This window comes from Inquilinus limosus (assembly GCF_002195995.1).
Lineage (GTDB): Bacteria > Pseudomonadota > Alphaproteobacteria > DSM-16000 > Inquilinaceae > Inquilinus > Inquilinus limosus_C.
Window position 1 is genome coordinate 16,618 of record NZ_NHON01000080.1, and the last position, 16,178, is coordinate 32,795.

Sequence of the window (16,178 nt, forward strand, 5' to 3'; positions counted from 1 at the left end):
GCCGGTCCTACAGGCGGCAAGGGCCGCATTACAGCAGGCCGGCCTGGGTCATCAGGTCGGTGACCGCCTTGCTGTTCAGCGCGGACGGCTCGACCTTCGGGGCCTGCAGGTCGGCCAGCGGCACCAGCTTCGGGTTCGACGCGGCGCCGGCGCCGACGGCGTATTCGAAGGAATCGCCGTCCTTCAGCACGTCCTGGCCGCCCTTGCCGGTGATCCACTTCAGGAAGGCCTGGGCCTGCTGCTGGTGCTTGCTGGAGGCCAGCACGCCGCCGCCGGAGATGCTGACGAAGGCGCCCGGATCCTGGTTGCGGAAGTAGTGAAGCTCGACGTTCTTGCTGTTCTCGCCGGTCTTCGCCTGGTCGCCGAAATAGTAGTAGTGGTAGATCACCGCGCCTTCGACCTGGCCGGCATTGACCGCCTTCATCGCCGTGCTGTTGCCGCGGAAGGGCAGGAAGTTCGCCTTCATCGCCTTCAGCCAGTCGGCGGTGGCCTGCTCGCCCTTCAGCACCAGCAGCGCGCTGACGATGGCCTGGAAGTCGGCGCCGGAGGGGGAGGCGCCCCAGCGGCCCTTCCAGGCCGGGTCGGCTAGGTCCAGCAGCGACTTCGGCAGCTGCTCCGGCTTCAGCCTGGTCTTGTCATAGGCGAAGACGGTCGAGCGCGCGGCGATGCCGACCCAGCGGCCATGCGACGGGCGGAAAGTCTCCGGCACCTGGGACAGCACATCCTGGTCCAGCGGGGCGAACAGCCCGGCATTGTCGACCAGCACCATCGACGGCGAATTCTCGGTCAGGAACACATCGGCGGGCGAGGCCGCGCCTTCCTGCACCAGCTGGTTGCCCAGCTCGGTGTCGCTGCCGTTGCGCAGCGTCACCTTGATGCCCGTCTCCTTGGTGAAGCCCTCGGCCCAGGCCTTGGTCAGGCTCTCATGCTGGGCGTTGTAGACGGTGATGCCGTCATCCTGCGCCGCGGCAGGGGCCGTCAGCACCGCGGGGACGGCCAGCAGGATTGTCGCCAGCGCGGCGACCCCCGCAAGGGATCGGGCAATGCTTCTCATGGAGATCCTCGTTGTCCGGCGCTCCCGCCCATGCGGCGGAGTCGAACGGTTCTGTGCCCGGCCGAGGCCGGTCGTCAAGTTATCGATTATCAGAAGCATTCGCACCTGTGCGGCAGGAGGTCTCAGCCCTCCGCCGCCAGGATCGCCTCCAGCCGGTCCAGCAGGGGCCGCTGCGCCTCCAGGATCTTCTCCCGGGCGGCCGGCAGGTCGAACCACTCGGCCCGGTCGATCTCGGGGAAGGACTGGATCCGGCCGCTCCGCGGCGGCCATTCCAGCTCGAACTCGATGCAGCGGATCCGGCTGGCATCCAGGTCGCCGGCGACGGCGAAGGCCGTGACCGCCTTGCCGCCGCGCTGGCGGACCTGGCCGAGCGGCAGCAGCGGCCCCTCGGGTGCCGTGCCGGTCTCCTCGGTGAATTCGCGGCGGGCGGTGGCCTCCGGCGCCTCGCCCGGCTCCGGCTCGCCCTTCGGGATCGACCATGCGCCCAGGTCCTTGCGGCGCCAGAACGGGCCGCCGGGATGCGCCAGCAGGACGAGCAGCCGCCCGCCCGCGCGCTTGTGCATCAGGATGCCGAAGCTTTCCGCCGCCATGGGGCCTCTGTCGCCTGGGATGGCCGCCGCTCAGGCGACGGCCTCCTCCAGAAGATAGCGCGCCAGCCGGTCGAGGCATCCGCCCCAGCCCTCGCGGTGGCGGTCGCGGGCCGGCTCGTCGAAGAACTGCTCATGGGTCAGGATCAGCACGGTGCCGTCGCCGTCGGGCCGGAAGCTCAGCGTCACCTGGGACTCCCGCTCCGGCATGGTCCGCCAGGTCCAGCTGAACACCAGCCTCTCATTCGGCACCACCTCCTTGTACACGCCGCTGACGTCGTGACGCTCGCCGTCCGGGGTGGAGAAGGCGACATGGTAGCGGCCGCCGGTGCGCGGGTCGGCCTCGGCGCTGATGGTCTCGGCGCCCGCCGGCCCGAACCAGCGCATCATTTTTTCCGGATCGGTCCAGGCCCCGTAGACCCGGGCGGGAGGGGCGGCGAGGCGGCGCCGGATGCTGAGGCTGGGCTTGGCGAGCACGATTCCTCCTCGACGAAGGCGGCCAGGCGGTCGAGCTGTTCGGACCAGAAGCGCTGGTATCGGCTCAGCCAGTCCATCGCCTGCTCCATCGGTGCCGCGGACAGGCGGCAGGTCACGGTGCGCCCGGTCTTGGTCCGCGTGATCAGCCCGGCGTCGGACAGCACGTCGAGATGCTTCATCACCGCCGGCAGCGACATGGTGAAGGGCCGGGCCAGCTCGCTGACCGAGACGTCCTGTTCCGCCCCCAGCCGGGCGATCAGCGCCCGGCGCGTCGGGTCGGCCAGGGCGGCGAAGGTGCGGTCGAGGGCGGGTTCTTGATAGTTAACCATCAAGTGAACTTTGCGGCTGCGGGGACTGGCTGTCAACCCATATGCGCCGCCATCGGGGGACAGGTCTATAATGCCAGACGTTTAGGTTGGTTGCCGCCCGCCTACCGCACCCAGCGCCGGAAGCCCAGCCGCTCGACCAGCACCACCAGGCCGAAGGCGAGCAGCCCCATCGCCGCGGCGACGAAGACGGCGGCGAACAGCCGGTCGGCCTGGTAGTTGAAGGTGGCCTGGATGATCAGGGCGCCCAGCCCGGCATTCGACCCGATCCATTCGCCGACGATGGCGCCGATGACGCTGCCGGTGGCGGCGATGCGCAGGGCGGTGAACAGCATCGGCAGCGACCGCGGCGCGCGCAGCCGCCAGAAGCTGTCCCAGCCGCTGGCCGACAGCACCCGCATCAGCTCGCGCTCGTTCGGCGTCGCCAGGGTCAGGCCGCGCACCATGGCGATCAGGGTCGGGAAGAAGCAGATCACCGCGGCGATCACGATCTTCGGCAGCAGCCCGAGGCCGAACATCAGGATGAAGATCGGCGCCAGCGCCAGCACCGGGATGGTGTTGAGGAACAGCACGATCGGGAAATACGCGGCGCGCACCGGCCGGCTGTAGGTGAACAGCACCGCCAGCAGCACCGCGACCGCGTTGCCCAGCAGGAAGCCCAGCGCCGCCTCCAGCGCCGTCGGCCCGGCATTGGCCAGCAGCAGCGCCCGGTCGGTCCACAGCTTGCCGAACACCGCGGCCGGGCCCGGGACGATGAAGGCCGGCACGCCCAGCGCCGGCACGACGAACTGCCAGACCAGCAGGATCGACAGCGCCCCCAGCGCCGGCCACAGGAGGTCGGAGGGGCGGGTCATGCCTGGGGCTCCGGCTCTTGCGGCGCGAGCCCCCTCCCCCTAACCCCCTCCCGCGAGGGGAGGGGGGACAACAGGGGGGCGGTGTCGGAAGCGGCGCCCGANCGGCACGACGAACTGCCAGACCAGCAGGATCGACAGCGCCCCCAGCGCCGGCCACAGGAGGTCGGAGGGGCGGGTCATGCCTGGGGCTCCGGCTCTTGCGGCGCGAGCCCCCTCCCCCTAMCCCCCTCCCGCGAGGGGAGGGGGGACAAGGATGGGTTGCCTCGCTGAATTCCCCCCATGGGCTGTGTCTCCGCCCGATTGGCCGATCAGTGTGCCACGGCTCGCTTGGCGTCGTCGCCGCCCTTGTCCAGGGTGCGGTCGACGGCGCGCTCGAACCCGGCCAGCGTGTCGGCCAGGCAGCTGTCGTCATGCGCCTCGCAGACGAACCAGGGCTCGCGCGAATCCGGCTCGCACAGCACCCCCTCCTCATGCAGCTCGCGGGCCAGCGCGTCGTAGAAGCTGTAGTCGGAGCGCTTCCAGTCGCGATAGTCGCGCGGCGGCGCCGGGGCGAAGAACAGCCCGCCCATCGACGGGTGGCCGGCGAAGCAATGGACCACGCCGCGGGCATCCAGGATCCGCTTGATCCCGGCCTGCATCCGGCGGCCATAGGCGGCGATGCTGTCCAGCGCCGGGGTCTCGTCCAGGATCTGCAACGTCCGCTCGGCCGCGGCCAGCGCCACGGAATGGGCGGTGTAGGTGCCGCCATGGGCGACGCCACGGCCGTAGCGGCGCATGATGTCCTCGCGCCCGCCGATGGCGGCGATCGGATAGCCGTTGGCCATCGCCTTGGCCATGGTGGTGATGTCGGCCTTGACGCCCATCAGCTCCTGCGTGCCGCCGCGGGCGACGCGGAAGCCGGATTTCACCTCGTCGATGATCAGCAGCACGCCGTAGCGGTCGCACAGCTCGCGCACGGCGCGGACATAGGCGACATCGGCGGTGATGCCGCAGCAATTGCCCATGATCGGCTCGATCAGCATCGCCGCGATCTCGTGCGACCGGCGGCGCAGCAGGTCCTCCAGCCGGTTGGCGTCGTTCATCGGGGTCAGGTGCACCAGCGGCCGCACCGCCTCCGGCACGCCCTTGGAATAGGGCACGACGGCCGGGTCCTGGCCGGTCTTCTCCGGGTCCCACTGGTCCAGCGCCACCATCCACATCGCCGCGTCGAACAGCCCGTGATAGCTGCCCTCGACCAGCACGTAGGACTCCTTGCCGGTGTATGCGCGGGCCAGGCGCAGCGCCGCCATCACCGCCTCGGTGCCGGAGTTGGAGAAGCGCACCAGCTCCGCCGCCGGCATCATCCTGGCGATGCGCTCGGCCACGGTGAATTCGCGCTCGGTCGACAAAGCGAAGACGCCGCCGACCGCCATGCCCCGGCGCGCCGCCTCGTCCACCCGCGGGTCGGCATAGCCCAGGATCGCCGGGCCGTAGCCGAGGCGATAGTCGACATAGGGGTTGTCGTCGAGGTCCCAGATCCGGCCGCCTTGGCCGCGCTTCACATAGATGGTCCGGTCGTCGCCCCAGTAGCGGAAGTTCGAGGCGACGCCGAGGGGCAGGCGGGTCGACGCCCGACGGAACTGCGCGTTGCTGCGCGCCAGGCTGCGGGTCATGGCAGCGATCCTTGTGTCGTTGGTCCGGCGGTTCTGATGCCGCAATTTCGAGTCCCAGAATGGCATGGCGGGGCCGTTTCTGTCCACGGTATTGAATGAACGTTCAATTAGAAGCTTGTTGGATGTTCATTCAGCATCTTTGCAGAGAGCCGCGCCGATGCTAGGCTTTTATGAAGATTTGACGGGGGTGCCGATGGCCGAAGGCCAGGCCGCGCGGAAAGTGAATGGGGGGCGGCGGCAGTCGAAGGAGCTGCGGCGCCAGGAGCTGATCGAGGCGACGATCGACGCCATCGCCAGGCGCGGCTACGAGGAGACGACGATGGCCGTGGTCGCCGACGGCGCCGGCCTGTCGCGCGGCATCGTCAACTTCCATTTCGAGAGCAAGGAAAAGCTGCTCGTCGAGACGCTGCGGTATCTGTCCGACGAGTACCGCGCCCATTGGCGCCGCGCCCTGCACGAGGCCGGGCCGGCCGCGGCGGAGAAGCTGTGGTCCCTGGTCCTGGCCGATTTCGACCGCCGCATCTGCAACCCGCGCAAGATCGCCGCCTGGTGCGCCTTCTGGGGCGAGGCCAAGACCCGGCCGCATTACCGCGCTTTGTGCAGCGCCAACGACCAGGATTACCACCTGACCCTGCTGAACCTTTGCCGCGAGCTGGCGGCGCCGGGGCAGTCGCCGGACCTGCTGGCCCGCAGCCTGAACGGGCTGCTGGAGGGGCTGTGGCTGCATGTGATGATGGGGCCGAAGGAGTTCGGCCGCGAGGACGCCCGGGCCTGTGCGGTCGAGATGCTGGTCTCGGTCTTCCCCCGGCACTTCACCCGGGACGGCCCCATTCAGGCCTGAGAGGCACGCCATGAGCTTCACGCTCCCCGACAGCGCCCGCGACTGGCAGGACAGAATCCGCCGCTTCGTCGAGGCCGAGCTGATCCCGTGGGAGGTGGAGGCCGAGCTGGCCGGCGGCGAGATCCCGGCCGAGGTCGCGGCCCGGCATGAGCGGCTGGCGCTCGAGCTCGGCCTGCCGCGGATCGACGCGCCGAGGCGCCATGGCGGGCTGGAGCTGCCGCTGCTCGACCAGGTGGCGATCGCGGAGCAGACCGGCCGGGTCACCAACGCCCTGGCCTGGTGCTATGGCGAGGCGCAGTCCTGGATGTTCGAGGCCTGCGTGCCGGAGCAAATCGACCGGTTCATCCTGCCGCTGATGCGCGGCGAACGGCACTTTTGCACCGCGGTGACGGAGGAGGGCGCCGGCTCCGACGTCGACGACATCGCCACGACCGCGCGGCGGGAGGGCGACCATTACGTCATCGACGGCGAGAAATGGCACGTCACCAGTGCCAACCTGGCCGACACGGCGATCGTCCAGGCCAAAGCGGATGGCGGCCACGCCGCCGGCATGCATGTCCTGTTCTTCGTCGAGATGCCGGCCGAGGGGCTCAGCACCGTGCGCAGCCCGGCCTACACCCACAGCTACCGCCACCACCATCCGATCCTGCGCTTCGACGGGGTGCGGGTGCCGGCGGCGAACCGGATCGGCGCCGAGGGGCAGGGGATGGACTTCATCCACGCCTGGTTCCGGCGCGAGCGGCTGATGATCGCGGCGCGCTGCTGCGGCGCGGCCGAGCGGCTGATCGAGGCGGCGACCGGCTTCGCGGCGGAGCGCAAGATCGGCGGCGAGCCGATGGCCCGGTTCCAGCTGGTCCAGGCGATGCTGGCCGACAGCGTCGCCGAGCTGCACGCCGCGCGGCTGGTGACCTATGAGGCGGCTGCCGCGCATGACCGCGGCCTGGATGTGAAGGCGCTGCACGCCCGCTGCTCGGTGGCCAAGCTGCTGGCGTCGGAGATGGCCGGCCGCGTCGCCGACCGGGCGGTGCAGATCTTCGGCGGCCGCGGCTACATGCGCGAGAACGTGGCCGAGCGCTTCAACCGCGAGCTCCGCGTCGACCGGATCTGGGAGGGCACCAGCGAGATCCAGCGCCTGATCATCGCCGGCAGCCTGCTGAAGCGCGGGCTGCGGGGCACGATCGGGGGATGAGGGCTTGCACGCCGAATAGGGAGCCTCCCTCGCCGTCATTGCGAGGAGGCGAAGCCGACGAAGCAATCCATCGTCCCGCACGAGCTGATGCATGGATTGCTTCGCTGCGCTCGCAATGACGAAGTGGGGTTCCGCAGCCGGCCTTCGGGTTGATTGTTCTGTCAAAATTCCGCTGGAGAATCCCGGCGAAGCGGGCTCTGAATAGGGAAAGCCGACGGCCGCGGCGAACAGGACAATCGGCCGGCAGGTGAGGCGACACAGGGAGCCAGGCGATGACGCGTTCCCCCTTGGCCATCGGGCTGCTGGCCGCGGCCGCCATCCTCTCCGGCGCTGCCGCGGCGCAGGCCGAGGAGGAGAAGGTCCTCAACGTCTACAACTGGGTCGACTATATCGGCGAGACCACGATCCAGGATTTCGAGGCGGAGACCGGCATCAAGGTGGTCTACGACACCTATGACGCGTCCGAGACCGTCGACGCCAAGATGATGGCCGGCCATTCCGGCTATGACGTGGTGCTGCACGGCTCGCATTTGATCCCGCCGCTGGTCAAGGCCGGGGTGTTTCAGAAGATCGACAAGTCGAAGCTGAGCAATTACGGCAATCTCGACCCCGAGATCCTGAAGGTCGTCGCCGGCCACGACCCGGGCAACGAGTATTTCGTGCCCTATATGTGGGGCACGGTCGGCTTCGCCTACAATGTCGACATGATCAAGCAGCGGATGGCCGACGCGCCGGTCACCTCGCTCGACATGCTGTTCAAGCCCGAGCTGGCGGCGAAATGGGCGGATTGCGGCATCTCGATCCTGGAATCGCCGACCGACATGATCCCGCTGGCGTTGTCCTACCTGCATCGCGACCCGAACTCGCAGAAGGCCGAGGATTACGAGGCCGCGGCGGCGCTGTTCAAGCCGATCCGGCAATACGTCAAGGCGGTGGATTCCGCCAACTACCTGAACCAGCTGCCGAACCAGGAGCTGTGCCTGGCCTTCTCCTGGTCCGGCGACTACGCCACCGCCGCTGCCCGTGCGGAGGAGGCGGGGGTGAAGATCAACCTGGCCTATTCGGTGCCGGACAGCGGCGGCCCGGCCTGGTTCGACGGCTGGCTGGTCCCGTCCGACGCGCCGCATCCCGAGAACGCGCTGATCTTCATCAACTACATGCTGCGGCCGAAGGTGATCGCCGACGCCACCAACTTCACCAACTACGCCAATGCCAACAAGGCGTCCGTGGAGTTCGTGAACAAGGAGATCCTCGAGAACCCGGCGATCTATCCGGACGCGGCGACGCGGGCCAAGCTCTACGTCCCGGCCGACCTGCCGCAGGAGGCGCTGCGCCTGCGCACCCGGGCCTGGAGCCAGATCAAGGCCGGGCAGTAGGGGTGGGATGGTGCGTGGCGTCGGCAACCCCCTCCCCCTAACCCCCTCCCGCGAGGGGAGGGGGGACAAGGCTTGTTCGATATTGAGAGCGGGCTTTCAGCAAGCACAATCGAGTCCCCCCTCCCCTTGCGGGAGGGGGCCAGGGGGAGGGGGTTCGCTCCGCCAGAACCCACGCCGCCCCTAGATGGCCACCGCCGAGCGCTATCCGGACACCAAGGACCGGCCCTGGCTCGACCCGCAGGCCAAACCGATCCTGCGGATCGAAGGCCTGACCAAGACATTCGCCGACTTCACCGCGGTCGACGGCATCGACCTCGAGATCCATCGCAAGGAGCTGTTCTGCCTGCTCGGCGGCTCCGGCTGCGGCAAGACCACGCTGCTGCGCATGCTGGCCGGCTTCGAGACGCCGAGCGCCGGCCGCATCCTGATCGACGGCCAGGACGTCACCCGCGCGCCGCCCTATGAGCGGCCGGTGAACATGATGTTCCAGTCCTACGCCCTGTTCCCGCATATGAGCGTGGAGAAGAACATCGGCTACGGCCTCAAGCACGAGGCGATGACCCCGGCCGAGCGGCGCGACCGGGTGGCGGAGCTGCTGGAGCTGGTGCAGCTGCAGGGTTTCGGCCCACGCCGGCCGCACCAGCTGTCCGGCGGCCAGCGCCAGCGCGTCGCTTTGGCCCGGGCGCTGGCGAAGAAGCCGAAGCTGCTGCTGCTCGACGAGCCGCTGGCGGCGCTGGACAAGAAGCTGCGCGAGCAGACCCAGTTCGAGCTGATGACCATCCAGGACCAGGTCGGCGTCACCTTCATCGTCGTCACCCATGACCAGGAGGAGGCGATGGCCCTGTCGACCCGGATCGCGGTGATGAATCGCGGCCGGATCGTGCAGACCGGCACGCCGACCGACATCTACGAATATCCGAACTGCCGCTTCTCGGCCGATTTCATCGGCTCGATCAACCTGTTCGAGGGCACGGTCGACAGCGCCGCCGACGGGCGGGTGACGGTGGCGACCGAGCAGGCCGGGCCGTTGGTGGTGGCCCATGCCGGGGCGGTGGCGCCGGGCACCCCGGTCTCGGTCGCGGTGCGGCCGGAGAAGATCTCGATCGGGCGCGAGCCGCCGCAGGGCGCCGCCAACACGCTGCAGGGCATGGTCTACGACCTCGGCTATTTCGGCGACCGCTCGCTGTTCCGGGTGAAGCTCGGCAATGGCCGGCTGGTCTCGGTCAGCCGGCAGAACGAGCGCCGCGGGCGGGAGGAGGACCGGCCGGTCGACTGGGACGACCATGTCTGGCTGTCCTGGTCCCCCGCCGCGGCGCTGCTGCTGACCGAATGACCGCGGTGCCCGACCCCGGCGTACCGCTCTGGCTCCGCGCCCTGCGCCGGGTCGGCGACGCCTGGCGCGGCCTGATCATCGGCGTGCCCACGGTCTGGCTGGTGCTGTTCTTCCTGGTGCCGTTCCTGATCGTGCTGAAGATCAGCCTGGCCCAGAGCATCGTCGGCCGGCCGCCCTATTCGGCGCTGCTGGAATGGGGCGAGGGCACCTGGCCCGCCATCACCGCCTCGCTGCGCAACTACGTGTTCCTGACCCAGGACTGGCTCTACCTCGCCGGCTACCTGAACTCGGTCAAGATCGCGCTGATCTCGACCGCCTTGTGCCTCATCTGCGGCTATCCGATCGCCTATGGCATCGCCCGGTCCTCGCCAGCTGCGCGCAACATCCTGCTGCTGTTCGTGATCCTGCCGTTCTGGACCTCGTTCCTGCTGCGCATCTATGCCTGGATGGGGCTGCTCAACAAGCAGGGCATCCTCAACGGATTCCTGGTGTGGAGCGGCATCCTCGACCAGCCGGTCGAGATGATGAACACCGAGTTCGCGGTCTATCTCGGCATCGTCTATTCCTACCTGCCCTTCATGATCCTGCCGCTCTATGTCACGCTGGAGAAGCTGGACCAGAGCCTGGTCGAGGCGGCGATGGACCTCGGCTCGCGCCCCTGGCGGGTGTTCGTCGACGTCACCCTGCCGCTGTCGCTGCCCGGCATCATCGCCGGGTCGCTGCTGGTGTTCATCCCGGCGACCGGCGAATACGTGATCCCGGCGCTGCTGGGCAACCCGTCCAGCCCGATGATCGGCCAGGTGCTGTTCAGCGAGTTCTACTCGAACCGCGACTGGCCGGTGGCCTCGGCCGTGGCGGTGGTGCTGCTGCTGGTCCTGGTGCTGCCGATCCTGTGGTTCCAGAACCGCCAGGCGCGGGGGGAGGGGGCATGAGGGGCCGGTCCCGCTTCCTCACCCTCTGGCTGGTGGCCGGCTTCGTGTTCTTCTACGGGCCGATCGCCTCGATGATCGTGTTCTCCTTCAACGCGTCGCGGCTGGCGACGGTCTGGGGCGGCTTCTCGACCAAGTGGTACGCGGCGCTGTGGGGCAACCGGCAGGTGATGGACGCGGCGCTGCTGAGCCTGCAGATCGCCGCCATCTCCGCCACCGTCGCCACCGCGCTCGGCACCATGGCCGGCATCGCTTTGGCGCGGCTCGGCCGCTTCCGTGGCCGGCTGCTGCTGGCCGGCATGGTCACGGCGCCGCTGGTGATGCCGGAGGTGATCACCGGCCTGTCCCTGCTGCTGCTGTTCGTGGCGCTGGAGGACACGTTCAGCTGGCCGTCCGGCCGCGGCGCGCTGACCATCACCATCGCCCATGTCACTTTCTGCATGGCCTATGTCGCCGTGGTGGTGCAGTCGCGCCTGGCCGACATGGATGCGTCGATCGAGGAGGCGGCGGCCGATCTCGGCAGCCGGCCGTGGCAGGTGATGGTCGACATCACCCTGCCGCTGCTGGCGCCGGCCATGGTGTCGGGGTGGCTCCTGTCCTTCACCCTGTCGCTGGACGATTTGGTGATCGCCACCTTCACCTCCGGCCCCGGCGCCAACACCCTGCCGATGCTGATCTTCTCCAAGGTCCGGCTGGGGCTGACGCCGGACATCAACGCCCTGGCGACGATCATCATCCTGGTGGTGGCCGGCTTCGTCATCGCCAGCGCCGTGATCCTAAACCGCCGTGACGCCCGCAAGGCCCGCGACAGCCGCCGCGCCGCGGCCGGGGGCGGGGCGGCATAAAGATCACCATCAGATTTTGCGTAAATTGAGCAGAAGGAACCGCCTCCCGCCTCGCCCCATTGGGTTTGCGTCGCGGCCTCGATCCGGGTCGCTTCCCTGAACTGGAGGACGTGAGATGCGTTCCATTTCCACGGCTTTCGCCCTGGCCGGCCTGTCGCTGCTGGCGGCGGGCTGCACGGTGAACAACACGCCGGACCGGCCGACCACCGTGGTCGCGCAGCCGGCGCCGGCTGCCGTCGTGACCCAGCCAGGGGCCGTCGTCACCACCCCGAACACGACCTATGTCGTGCCGCGCCCGACCACCACCGTGGTGACGCCGTCCTACTGATACCGGCCAGCTGAGGCCGGTCCGGCACGGCGGTCCGCGGCCCCGGCCGCCAGGGCGTTCGCGCCTGCTTCCCTGGGCCGCCGTGCCCAATCCGCCCATGCCGTCGGGAACAGGACGCCGAATCGTCCTGTTGCTGACGAGCGTGGTGCTGAAACACACCGCTTCACGGAATGGGAGACCTGGACATGCGCTCCATCGCCCTTGCCGCCGCCCTGATCGGGCTGCCGCTGCTGGCCGCCTGCACGGTGAACAACCAGCCGCCGGACAAGCCGGACACCATCGTGACGCAGCCGGCCCCGTCGGCAACCGTGGTGACGCCGCAGCCGCGCACCACGGTGGTGACGCCGGCCTACTGACGGCAACCGCGGCGGAGGCGGGCAGCCCTACAGGTGGCGCGTCTCCGCCGGCGGCCGTTCCCAATGGCCGTCGCGGCCGTCCTCGTACTGGACCGGCAGCGCGGCCAGCGCCTCGGGCGTCAGATCGTCCAGGCAGGCGATGTTGACGCCATAGAAGGTGCCGCCCAGCGCTTCCATATGGCCCCGCCCGAACGGCTTGACGCCGCAGCGGCGGCAGAACAGGTGGTGGATCGTGCCGCCCGCGGCTCCATCGAACTGGTAGTCCGACAGCGCGTCCTCGCCCCGCAGCAGGCGGAAGTCGGGCGCCAGCACGATCGTTTTCCAGAACCGGCCCTTGCCGCAGATCGAGCAGTTGCAGCGGCTGGTGCCGGCCTCCAGGTCGGCGTCGCATTCGAAGCGCACGGCGCCGCAATGGCAGCTGCCGTGATAGGTGCGTTTCATGGGTTCCCTCGGATGGCCGCATATACTTAACTTATTGGTTAAGTTATTGAGCCGGAGGGCCCGGATGTCAAGAGCCGTCCGCTGCGGCCATCCCTATCGCGGCTGCCCGGCCTCCGGCACGTCGCGGCGGATCCAGCCCTGGAAGGCGCGGAGATTGATCTCCTTCTCGCCCAGCACGCCGGTGCCATAGGCCGAGCCGGACAGGCCCTGCTGGACCGAGCGGATCAGCGCCGCATCCTCGTCATGCACCCGGTTGTTCACCCGCAGGTTCAGCCGCCGGGTGACCTGCATGGCGCGGCGGTCGTCCGGCCGGGCATAGGCGCGCCAGCGCAGGACCGACCGGCCGGGCCCGGCCGGCAGGATGTGGAAATAATCCAGCAGGTCCGGATACAGCTCCAGCGACACGCCCGGATACAGGAACAGATAGGTCCAGCGCCGCTTCAGGGCGTCGGGCAGATGCGGCACGTCGGGCAGCAGCCTGGCATAGGCGCGGGTCGACCAGCCGCCACCCGGGTCGCGGCGCAGCGCGTGGCTCAGGCGGATGGTGCGGGTGGCGTCGTCCGGCTCGCGGTCATAGGCGCCGGACATCAGCCCGAACAGGCCGGGATGGCCGGTCGGGAAATGGTAGTCCTCAAGGTAGTTGTCCCAGATGGTCTTCCAGTCGGCGTCGATCTCGCCGATCCAGGTATCGGTGACCGGCACCATCTCCTCGATCCGGTGCGCCGCCAGCTCGGCCGCATAAGGGGCATAGCGCTCGGCCACCGAGGGGCCGCCGCTCTCGAAGCGCAGGAAGACGAAGCCGGCGAACACCTCGCAGTCCAGCGGCAGCAAGCTGAGGCCGGCGGTATCGATCTCCGGGAAGGTCTTCGCCGCCGCCACCGCGCGCAGCCGCCCGTCCCAGGCATAGCACCAGGCGTGATAGGGGCAGCGGATCAGGCCGCTGCAATGGCCGTCGCGACCCTGCAGCACGGCATGGGCGCGGTGCCGGCAGACATTGTGGAAGGCGCGCACCCCGCCATCCTCGCCGCGGATGACGAAGGCGCGCTCGCCCAGCGCCTCGAAGGTGACGTAGTCGCCGGGGTTGGGCAGCTCCGAGACATGCGCCACGAGATGCCAGGCCGGGCGGTGGATGCGCGCCACCTCGGCGGCATGGATGCCGGCATCGGCATAGGTCCAGCCGGGCAAGGTCGGCGGCAGGGCAGGGGCGTCGGCCTCAGCCTCCGCCACCAGGCGCAGCCGGGCCGGCGCGGCGAACTCCGCCGGGAACAGGTTGGCCAAATAGCGGCGGCAGGTGTCGGCCGCGTCGTCCCAGTCGAAGGCCTCGCGCTGCACCAGCGCCTCCTGCGACAGCGCGTCGACCAGGCCGCACAGGCCGAGCGCCGCGGCGCGCAGCTCGATCCGCGCTCCGTTGTGCTCCGCCAGCTCGGCCATCAGCGCATGGACCGCCTCGTAGAAGGCGCGGTCGGAGGAGGCGACCAGCGCCATATAGTCGTCGCGGGCCCGGCTTTCGCCCCAGAAGGCGTACCAGACCGCCAGCCGCTCCAGGCTCGCCACCTGCGGGTCGAAGCTGGCGCGGACCAGCGCCATCAGCGCCTCCTCCGGCGCCCGGCCGGCGGCGGCCACCGCGCTCTCGCACAGGCTGCGATAGGCCTCGGCCATGCGGGCCAGCGTGGCCTGCAGCAGGTCCTGCTTCGACTTGAAGTGGAAATTGACCATGCCGGCGGTCAGCCCGGCCAGGCTGGCCACCTTGCTCAGCGTGACGTTCGACAGGCCGTGCTCGGCGATCGCGGTGATTGCCGCATCGATCAGCTGCTCGCGCCGCGCATCCTGCGGCAGCCGCGCCCGCACCCGGCTCTCGTCGTCCATGCCAACCTCCCGATCGGCCGTTCGACTCTATCGAATGGTTATTTTAGTGAATCGAATGGCCATTCGGCAAGAGGTCCCTTTCCTATCATTGCTCTCTTTCGTCATGGCGAGCCCCGCAGGGGCGTGGCCATCCAGCGGCACCGCCCTCTGGATGGCCACGTCGCTTCGCTCCTCGCCATGACGGAGAGTGACAGGACGCCAAGTGCTCTTCACCCCGCCTGCATCCGGTCGGCCAAGGCCTGGTGGCCGTGGATCAGCCGGGGCAGGTCGAGGCCGGGGATCACGCCCCGCTCCACCCGCCAGGCGCCGCCGACCATGACGAAATCGGCCCGGTGGGCGCCGCACAGCACCAGCGCGGCCAGCGGGTCGCCATGGCCGGCGAAGCGCAGCTCGTCCAGCGCGAACAAAGCGAGGTCGGCCTGCTTGCCCGGCGCGATCACGCCGAGATCCGGCCGGCCGAGACAGGCGGCGGAGCCGGCGGTGGCCCAGCGCAGCGCGTCGCGATGGCTGATCCGGGTCACGCCGTAATGGTGCCGCTGCAGCAGGAAGGCGGCGCGCACCTCCTGCATCAGGTTCGACCCGTCATTGGAGGCGGAGCCGTCGACGCCGAGGCCGACCTTCATCCCCGCCTGCTCCATGCCGTGCACCGGGCAGTGGCCGGAGGCCAGGGTCTGGTTCGAGCAGGGGCAATGCGTCACCGCCGTGCCGGCCCGGGCCATGCGGTCGATTTCCGCCGGGTTGAAATGGACGCCATGCGCCAGCCAGGTGCGCGGGCCCAGCCAGCCGCACTCCTCCAGATAGTCGAGCGGCCGGCCGCCGAACTTCTCGACGCAGAAGCGGTTCTCGTCCTCGGTCTCGGCGAGATGGGTGTGCAGGCGGAGATCGTGGCGCTCGGCCAGCTCCGCCGTCCGCCGCATCAGCGACCCGGTGACGGAGAAGGGCGAGCAGGGGGCCAGGGCGATCTGCACCACGGCGCCGTCGCCGGGCTGGTGATGCGCCGCGACCAGCCGCTCGCTGTCGGCCAGGATCTCGTCCTCGTCCTGGACCACGCTGTCCGGCGGCAGGCCGCCGTCGCGCACCGACAGGTTCATCGAGCCGCGGGTCAGAACGGCGCGGATGCCGAGCGACCGCGCCACCTCGACCTCGATGTCGATGGCGTGCTCCAGCCCGTCCGGGAAGACATAGTGGTGGTCCGAGGTGGCGGTGCAGCCGGACAGCAGCAACTCCGCCATCGCCACGGTGACGGCGCTGCGCAGCGCCTCCGGGTCCAGCCGGGCCCAGACCGGGTACAGCGCCTGCAGCCAGGGGAACAGCTCGCGGTCCAGCGCCGCCGGCAGGGCGCGGGTCAGGGTCTGGTAGAAATGGTGATGGGTGTTGACCAGCCCGGGCAGCACAACATGGCCGCCGGCATCGAACACGCTGTCGGCCGGCGTTGAAGGTTCGCGCCCGGCCGGCACCAGCTCGGCGATCTTTCCATCCTCGACCACCAGGCCGCGCCCGGCCCCATCCGCCAGGATCGCCAGCGGGTCCTTGATCCACAGCCGCATCGCGTGCCTCCCGTCCCGTCTGCGGTCAGCCTAGAGCGGAATGAGGTTGGTTAGAATCGGAAGGGGATTCCCAGGGGCGAGGGAATGTGATTCACCATGCTGGCTGGGAGGAGGCCAGCCTGGATGGGTAAACCGTGCTCGATGGATCTCCGTGAGCGAGTGGTGCGGGCGGTGGAG

The 16,178-nt window shown here is 69.3% G+C and carries 17 protein-coding genes; 8 read left to right on the top strand and 9 right to left on the bottom strand.

Features of this window, described 5'->3' with window-relative positions:
- Window positions 1-28: 28 nt before the first annotated feature.
- The 6 genes from BWR60_RS28130 to BWR60_RS28155 all read right to left on the bottom strand — a co-directional run bounded on the left by BWR60_RS28130 (window position 29) and on the right by BWR60_RS28155 (window position 4,950).
- Window positions 29-1,054 carry an iron ABC transporter substrate-binding protein gene (locus BWR60_RS28130; protein ID WP_088155248.1) on the bottom strand — a complete coding sequence of 342 codons (1,026 nt, stop codon included), beginning with the start codon at window positions 1,052-1,054 and terminating at the stop codon, window positions 29-31.
- A 122-nt stretch (window positions 1,055-1,176) separates the two neighbouring features.
- Complete coding sequence (locus BWR60_RS28135) at window positions 1,177-1,644, bottom strand: NUDIX domain-containing protein (RefSeq protein WP_088155250.1); 468 nt, start codon at window positions 1,642-1,644, stop codon at window positions 1,177-1,179.
- Between the two features lie 30 nt (window positions 1,645-1,674).
- On the bottom strand, window positions 1,675-2,118 hold the full coding sequence (locus BWR60_RS28140) for an SRPBCC family protein (protein ID WP_088155252.1): 444 nt from the start codon (window positions 2,116-2,118) through the stop codon (window positions 1,675-1,677).
- Window positions 2,028-2,447 (bottom strand): ArsR/SmtB family transcription factor, encoded by a 420-nt coding sequence (locus BWR60_RS28145; protein ID WP_088155254.1) that lies wholly within the window; start codon window positions 2,445-2,447, stop codon window positions 2,028-2,030. Before BWR60_RS28145 ends, BWR60_RS28140 begins: the two co-directional genes overlap by 91 nt.
- 101 nt (window positions 2,448-2,548) lie before the next feature.
- The gene (locus BWR60_RS28150) at window positions 2,549-3,298 is read right to left on the bottom strand and encodes an ABC transporter permease (RefSeq protein WP_088155256.1); all 750 of its coding nucleotides are present in this window, start codon (window positions 3,296-3,298) and stop codon (window positions 2,549-2,551) included.
- A gap of 308 nt (window positions 3,299-3,606) precedes the next feature.
- Entirely contained in the window at window positions 3,607-4,950 is a 1,344-nt protein-coding gene (locus BWR60_RS28155) for an aspartate aminotransferase family protein (protein ID WP_179221981.1), read from the bottom strand.
- Window positions 4,951-5,143: 193 nt separating this feature from the next.
- Between BWR60_RS28155 and betI the strand changes: the two genes are divergently transcribed.
- The 8 genes from betI (at window position 5,144) to BWR60_RS37295 (ending at window position 12,147) form a co-directional block, all read left to right on the top strand.
- Complete coding sequence (gene betI, locus BWR60_RS28160; RefSeq protein ID WP_088155260.1) at window positions 5,144-5,791, top strand: transcriptional regulator BetI; 648 nt, start codon at window positions 5,144-5,146, stop codon at window positions 5,789-5,791.
- Between the two features lie 10 nt (window positions 5,792-5,801).
- Window positions 5,802-6,980 (top strand): acyl-CoA dehydrogenase family protein, encoded by a 1,179-nt coding sequence (locus BWR60_RS28165; RefSeq protein ID WP_088155262.1) that lies wholly within the window; start codon window positions 5,802-5,804, stop codon window positions 6,978-6,980.
- Between the two features lie 272 nt (window positions 6,981-7,252).
- Complete coding sequence (locus tag BWR60_RS28170; protein ID WP_088155264.1) at window positions 7,253-8,356, top strand: polyamine ABC transporter substrate-binding protein; 1,104 nt, start codon at window positions 7,253-7,255, stop codon at window positions 8,354-8,356.
- Window positions 8,357-8,540: 184 nt separating this feature from the next.
- The gene (locus tag BWR60_RS28175) at window positions 8,541-9,689 is read left to right on the top strand and encodes an ABC transporter ATP-binding protein (protein ID WP_088155266.1); all 1,149 of its coding nucleotides are present in this window, start codon (window positions 8,541-8,543) and stop codon (window positions 9,687-9,689) included.
- Entirely contained in the window at window positions 9,686-10,621 is a 936-nt protein-coding gene (locus tag BWR60_RS28180) for an ABC transporter permease subunit (protein WP_088155268.1), read from the top strand. Before BWR60_RS28175 ends, BWR60_RS28180 begins: the two co-directional genes overlap by 4 nt.
- Complete coding sequence (locus tag BWR60_RS28185; RefSeq protein ID WP_088155270.1) at window positions 10,618-11,463, top strand: ABC transporter permease subunit; 846 nt, start codon at window positions 10,618-10,620, stop codon at window positions 11,461-11,463. Before BWR60_RS28180 ends, BWR60_RS28185 begins: the two co-directional genes overlap by 4 nt.
- Window positions 11,464-11,578: 115 nt before the next feature.
- Window positions 11,579-11,791, top strand: a complete 213-nt coding sequence (locus BWR60_RS28190) for a hypothetical protein (RefSeq protein WP_088155272.1) — start codon at window positions 11,579-11,581, stop codon at window positions 11,789-11,791.
- 185 nt (window positions 11,792-11,976) lie between these two features.
- The gene (locus tag BWR60_RS37295; protein WP_179221982.1) at window positions 11,977-12,147 is read left to right on the top strand and encodes a hypothetical protein; all 171 of its coding nucleotides are present in this window, start codon (window positions 11,977-11,979) and stop codon (window positions 12,145-12,147) included.
- Window positions 12,148-12,174: 27 nt separating this feature from the next.
- Here BWR60_RS37295 and BWR60_RS28195 read toward each other — a convergent pair whose 3' ends face one another.
- The 3 genes from BWR60_RS28195 to BWR60_RS28205 all read right to left on the bottom strand — a co-directional run bounded on the left by BWR60_RS28195 (window position 12,175) and on the right by BWR60_RS28205 (window position 16,001).
- The gene (locus BWR60_RS28195) at window positions 12,175-12,588 is read right to left on the bottom strand and encodes a GFA family protein (RefSeq protein ID WP_088155274.1); all 414 of its coding nucleotides are present in this window, start codon (window positions 12,586-12,588) and stop codon (window positions 12,175-12,177) included.
- Window positions 12,589-12,681: 93 nt separating this feature from the next.
- Window positions 12,682-14,454: an SRPBCC family protein gene (locus tag BWR60_RS28200; RefSeq protein WP_088155276.1), complete on the bottom strand. Its 1,773-nt coding sequence runs from the start codon at window positions 14,452-14,454 to the stop codon at window positions 12,682-12,684.
- Between the two features lie 209 nt (window positions 14,455-14,663).
- The gene (locus BWR60_RS28205) at window positions 14,664-16,001 is read right to left on the bottom strand and encodes an 8-oxoguanine deaminase (RefSeq protein WP_088155278.1); all 1,338 of its coding nucleotides are present in this window, start codon (window positions 15,999-16,001) and stop codon (window positions 14,664-14,666) included.
- Between the last annotated feature and the right edge of the window lie 177 nt (window positions 16,002-16,178).

Excerpts from the sequence above, each read along its gene's own strand:
- BWR60_RS28150 (WP_088155256.1), bottom strand. The coding sequence starts at position 3,298 with ATGACCCGCCCCTCCGACCTCCTGTGGCCGGCGCTGGGGGCGCTGTCG.
- BWR60_RS28190 (WP_088155272.1), top strand. The coding sequence starts at position 11,579 with ATGCGTTCCATTTCCACGGCTTTCGCCCTGGCCGGCCTGTCGCTGCTG.
- BWR60_RS28175 (WP_088155266.1), top strand. The coding sequence starts at position 8,541 with ATGGCCACCGCCGAGCGCTATCCGGACACCAAGGACCGGCCCTGGCTC.
- BWR60_RS28185 (WP_088155270.1), top strand. The coding sequence starts at position 10,618 with ATGAGGGGCCGGTCCCGCTTCCTCACCCTCTGGCTGGTGGCCGGCTTC.
- BWR60_RS28135 (WP_088155250.1), bottom strand. The coding sequence starts at position 1,644 with ATGGCGGCGGAAAGCTTCGGCATCCTGATGCACAAGCGCGCGGGCGGG.
- BWR60_RS28200 (WP_088155276.1), bottom strand. The coding sequence starts at position 14,454 with ATGGACGACGAGAGCCGGGTGCGGGCGCGGCTGCCGCAGGATGCGCGG.
- BWR60_RS28165 (WP_088155262.1), top strand. The coding sequence starts at position 5,802 with ATGAGCTTCACGCTCCCCGACAGCGCCCGCGACTGGCAGGACAGAATC.
- BWR60_RS28130 (WP_088155248.1), bottom strand. The coding sequence starts at position 1,054 with ATGAGAAGCATTGCCCGATCCCTTGCGGGGGTCGCCGCGCTGGCGACA.
- betI (WP_088155260.1), top strand. The coding sequence starts at position 5,144 with ATGGCCGAAGGCCAGGCCGCGCGGAAAGTGAATGGGGGGCGGCGGCAG.
- BWR60_RS28145 (WP_088155254.1), bottom strand. The coding sequence starts at position 2,447 with ATGGTTAACTATCAAGAACCCGCCCTCGACCGCACCTTCGCCGCCCTG.
- BWR60_RS28195 (WP_088155274.1), bottom strand. The coding sequence starts at position 12,588 with ATGAAACGCACCTATCACGGCAGCTGCCATTGCGGCGCCGTGCGCTTC.
- BWR60_RS28205 (WP_088155278.1), bottom strand. The coding sequence starts at position 16,001 with ATGCGGCTGTGGATCAAGGACCCGCTGGCGATCCTGGCGGATGGGGCC.
- BWR60_RS28170 (WP_088155264.1), top strand. The coding sequence starts at position 7,253 with ATGACGCGTTCCCCCTTGGCCATCGGGCTGCTGGCCGCGGCCGCCATC.
- BWR60_RS28155 (WP_179221981.1), bottom strand. The coding sequence starts at position 4,950 with ATGACCCGCAGCCTGGCGCGCAGCAACGCGCAGTTCCGTCGGGCGTCG.
- BWR60_RS28180 (WP_088155268.1), top strand. The coding sequence starts at position 9,686 with ATGACCGCGGTGCCCGACCCCGGCGTACCGCTCTGGCTCCGCGCCCTG.
- BWR60_RS37295 (WP_179221982.1), top strand. The coding sequence starts at position 11,977 with ATGCGCTCCATCGCCCTTGCCGCCGCCCTGATCGGGCTGCCGCTGCTG.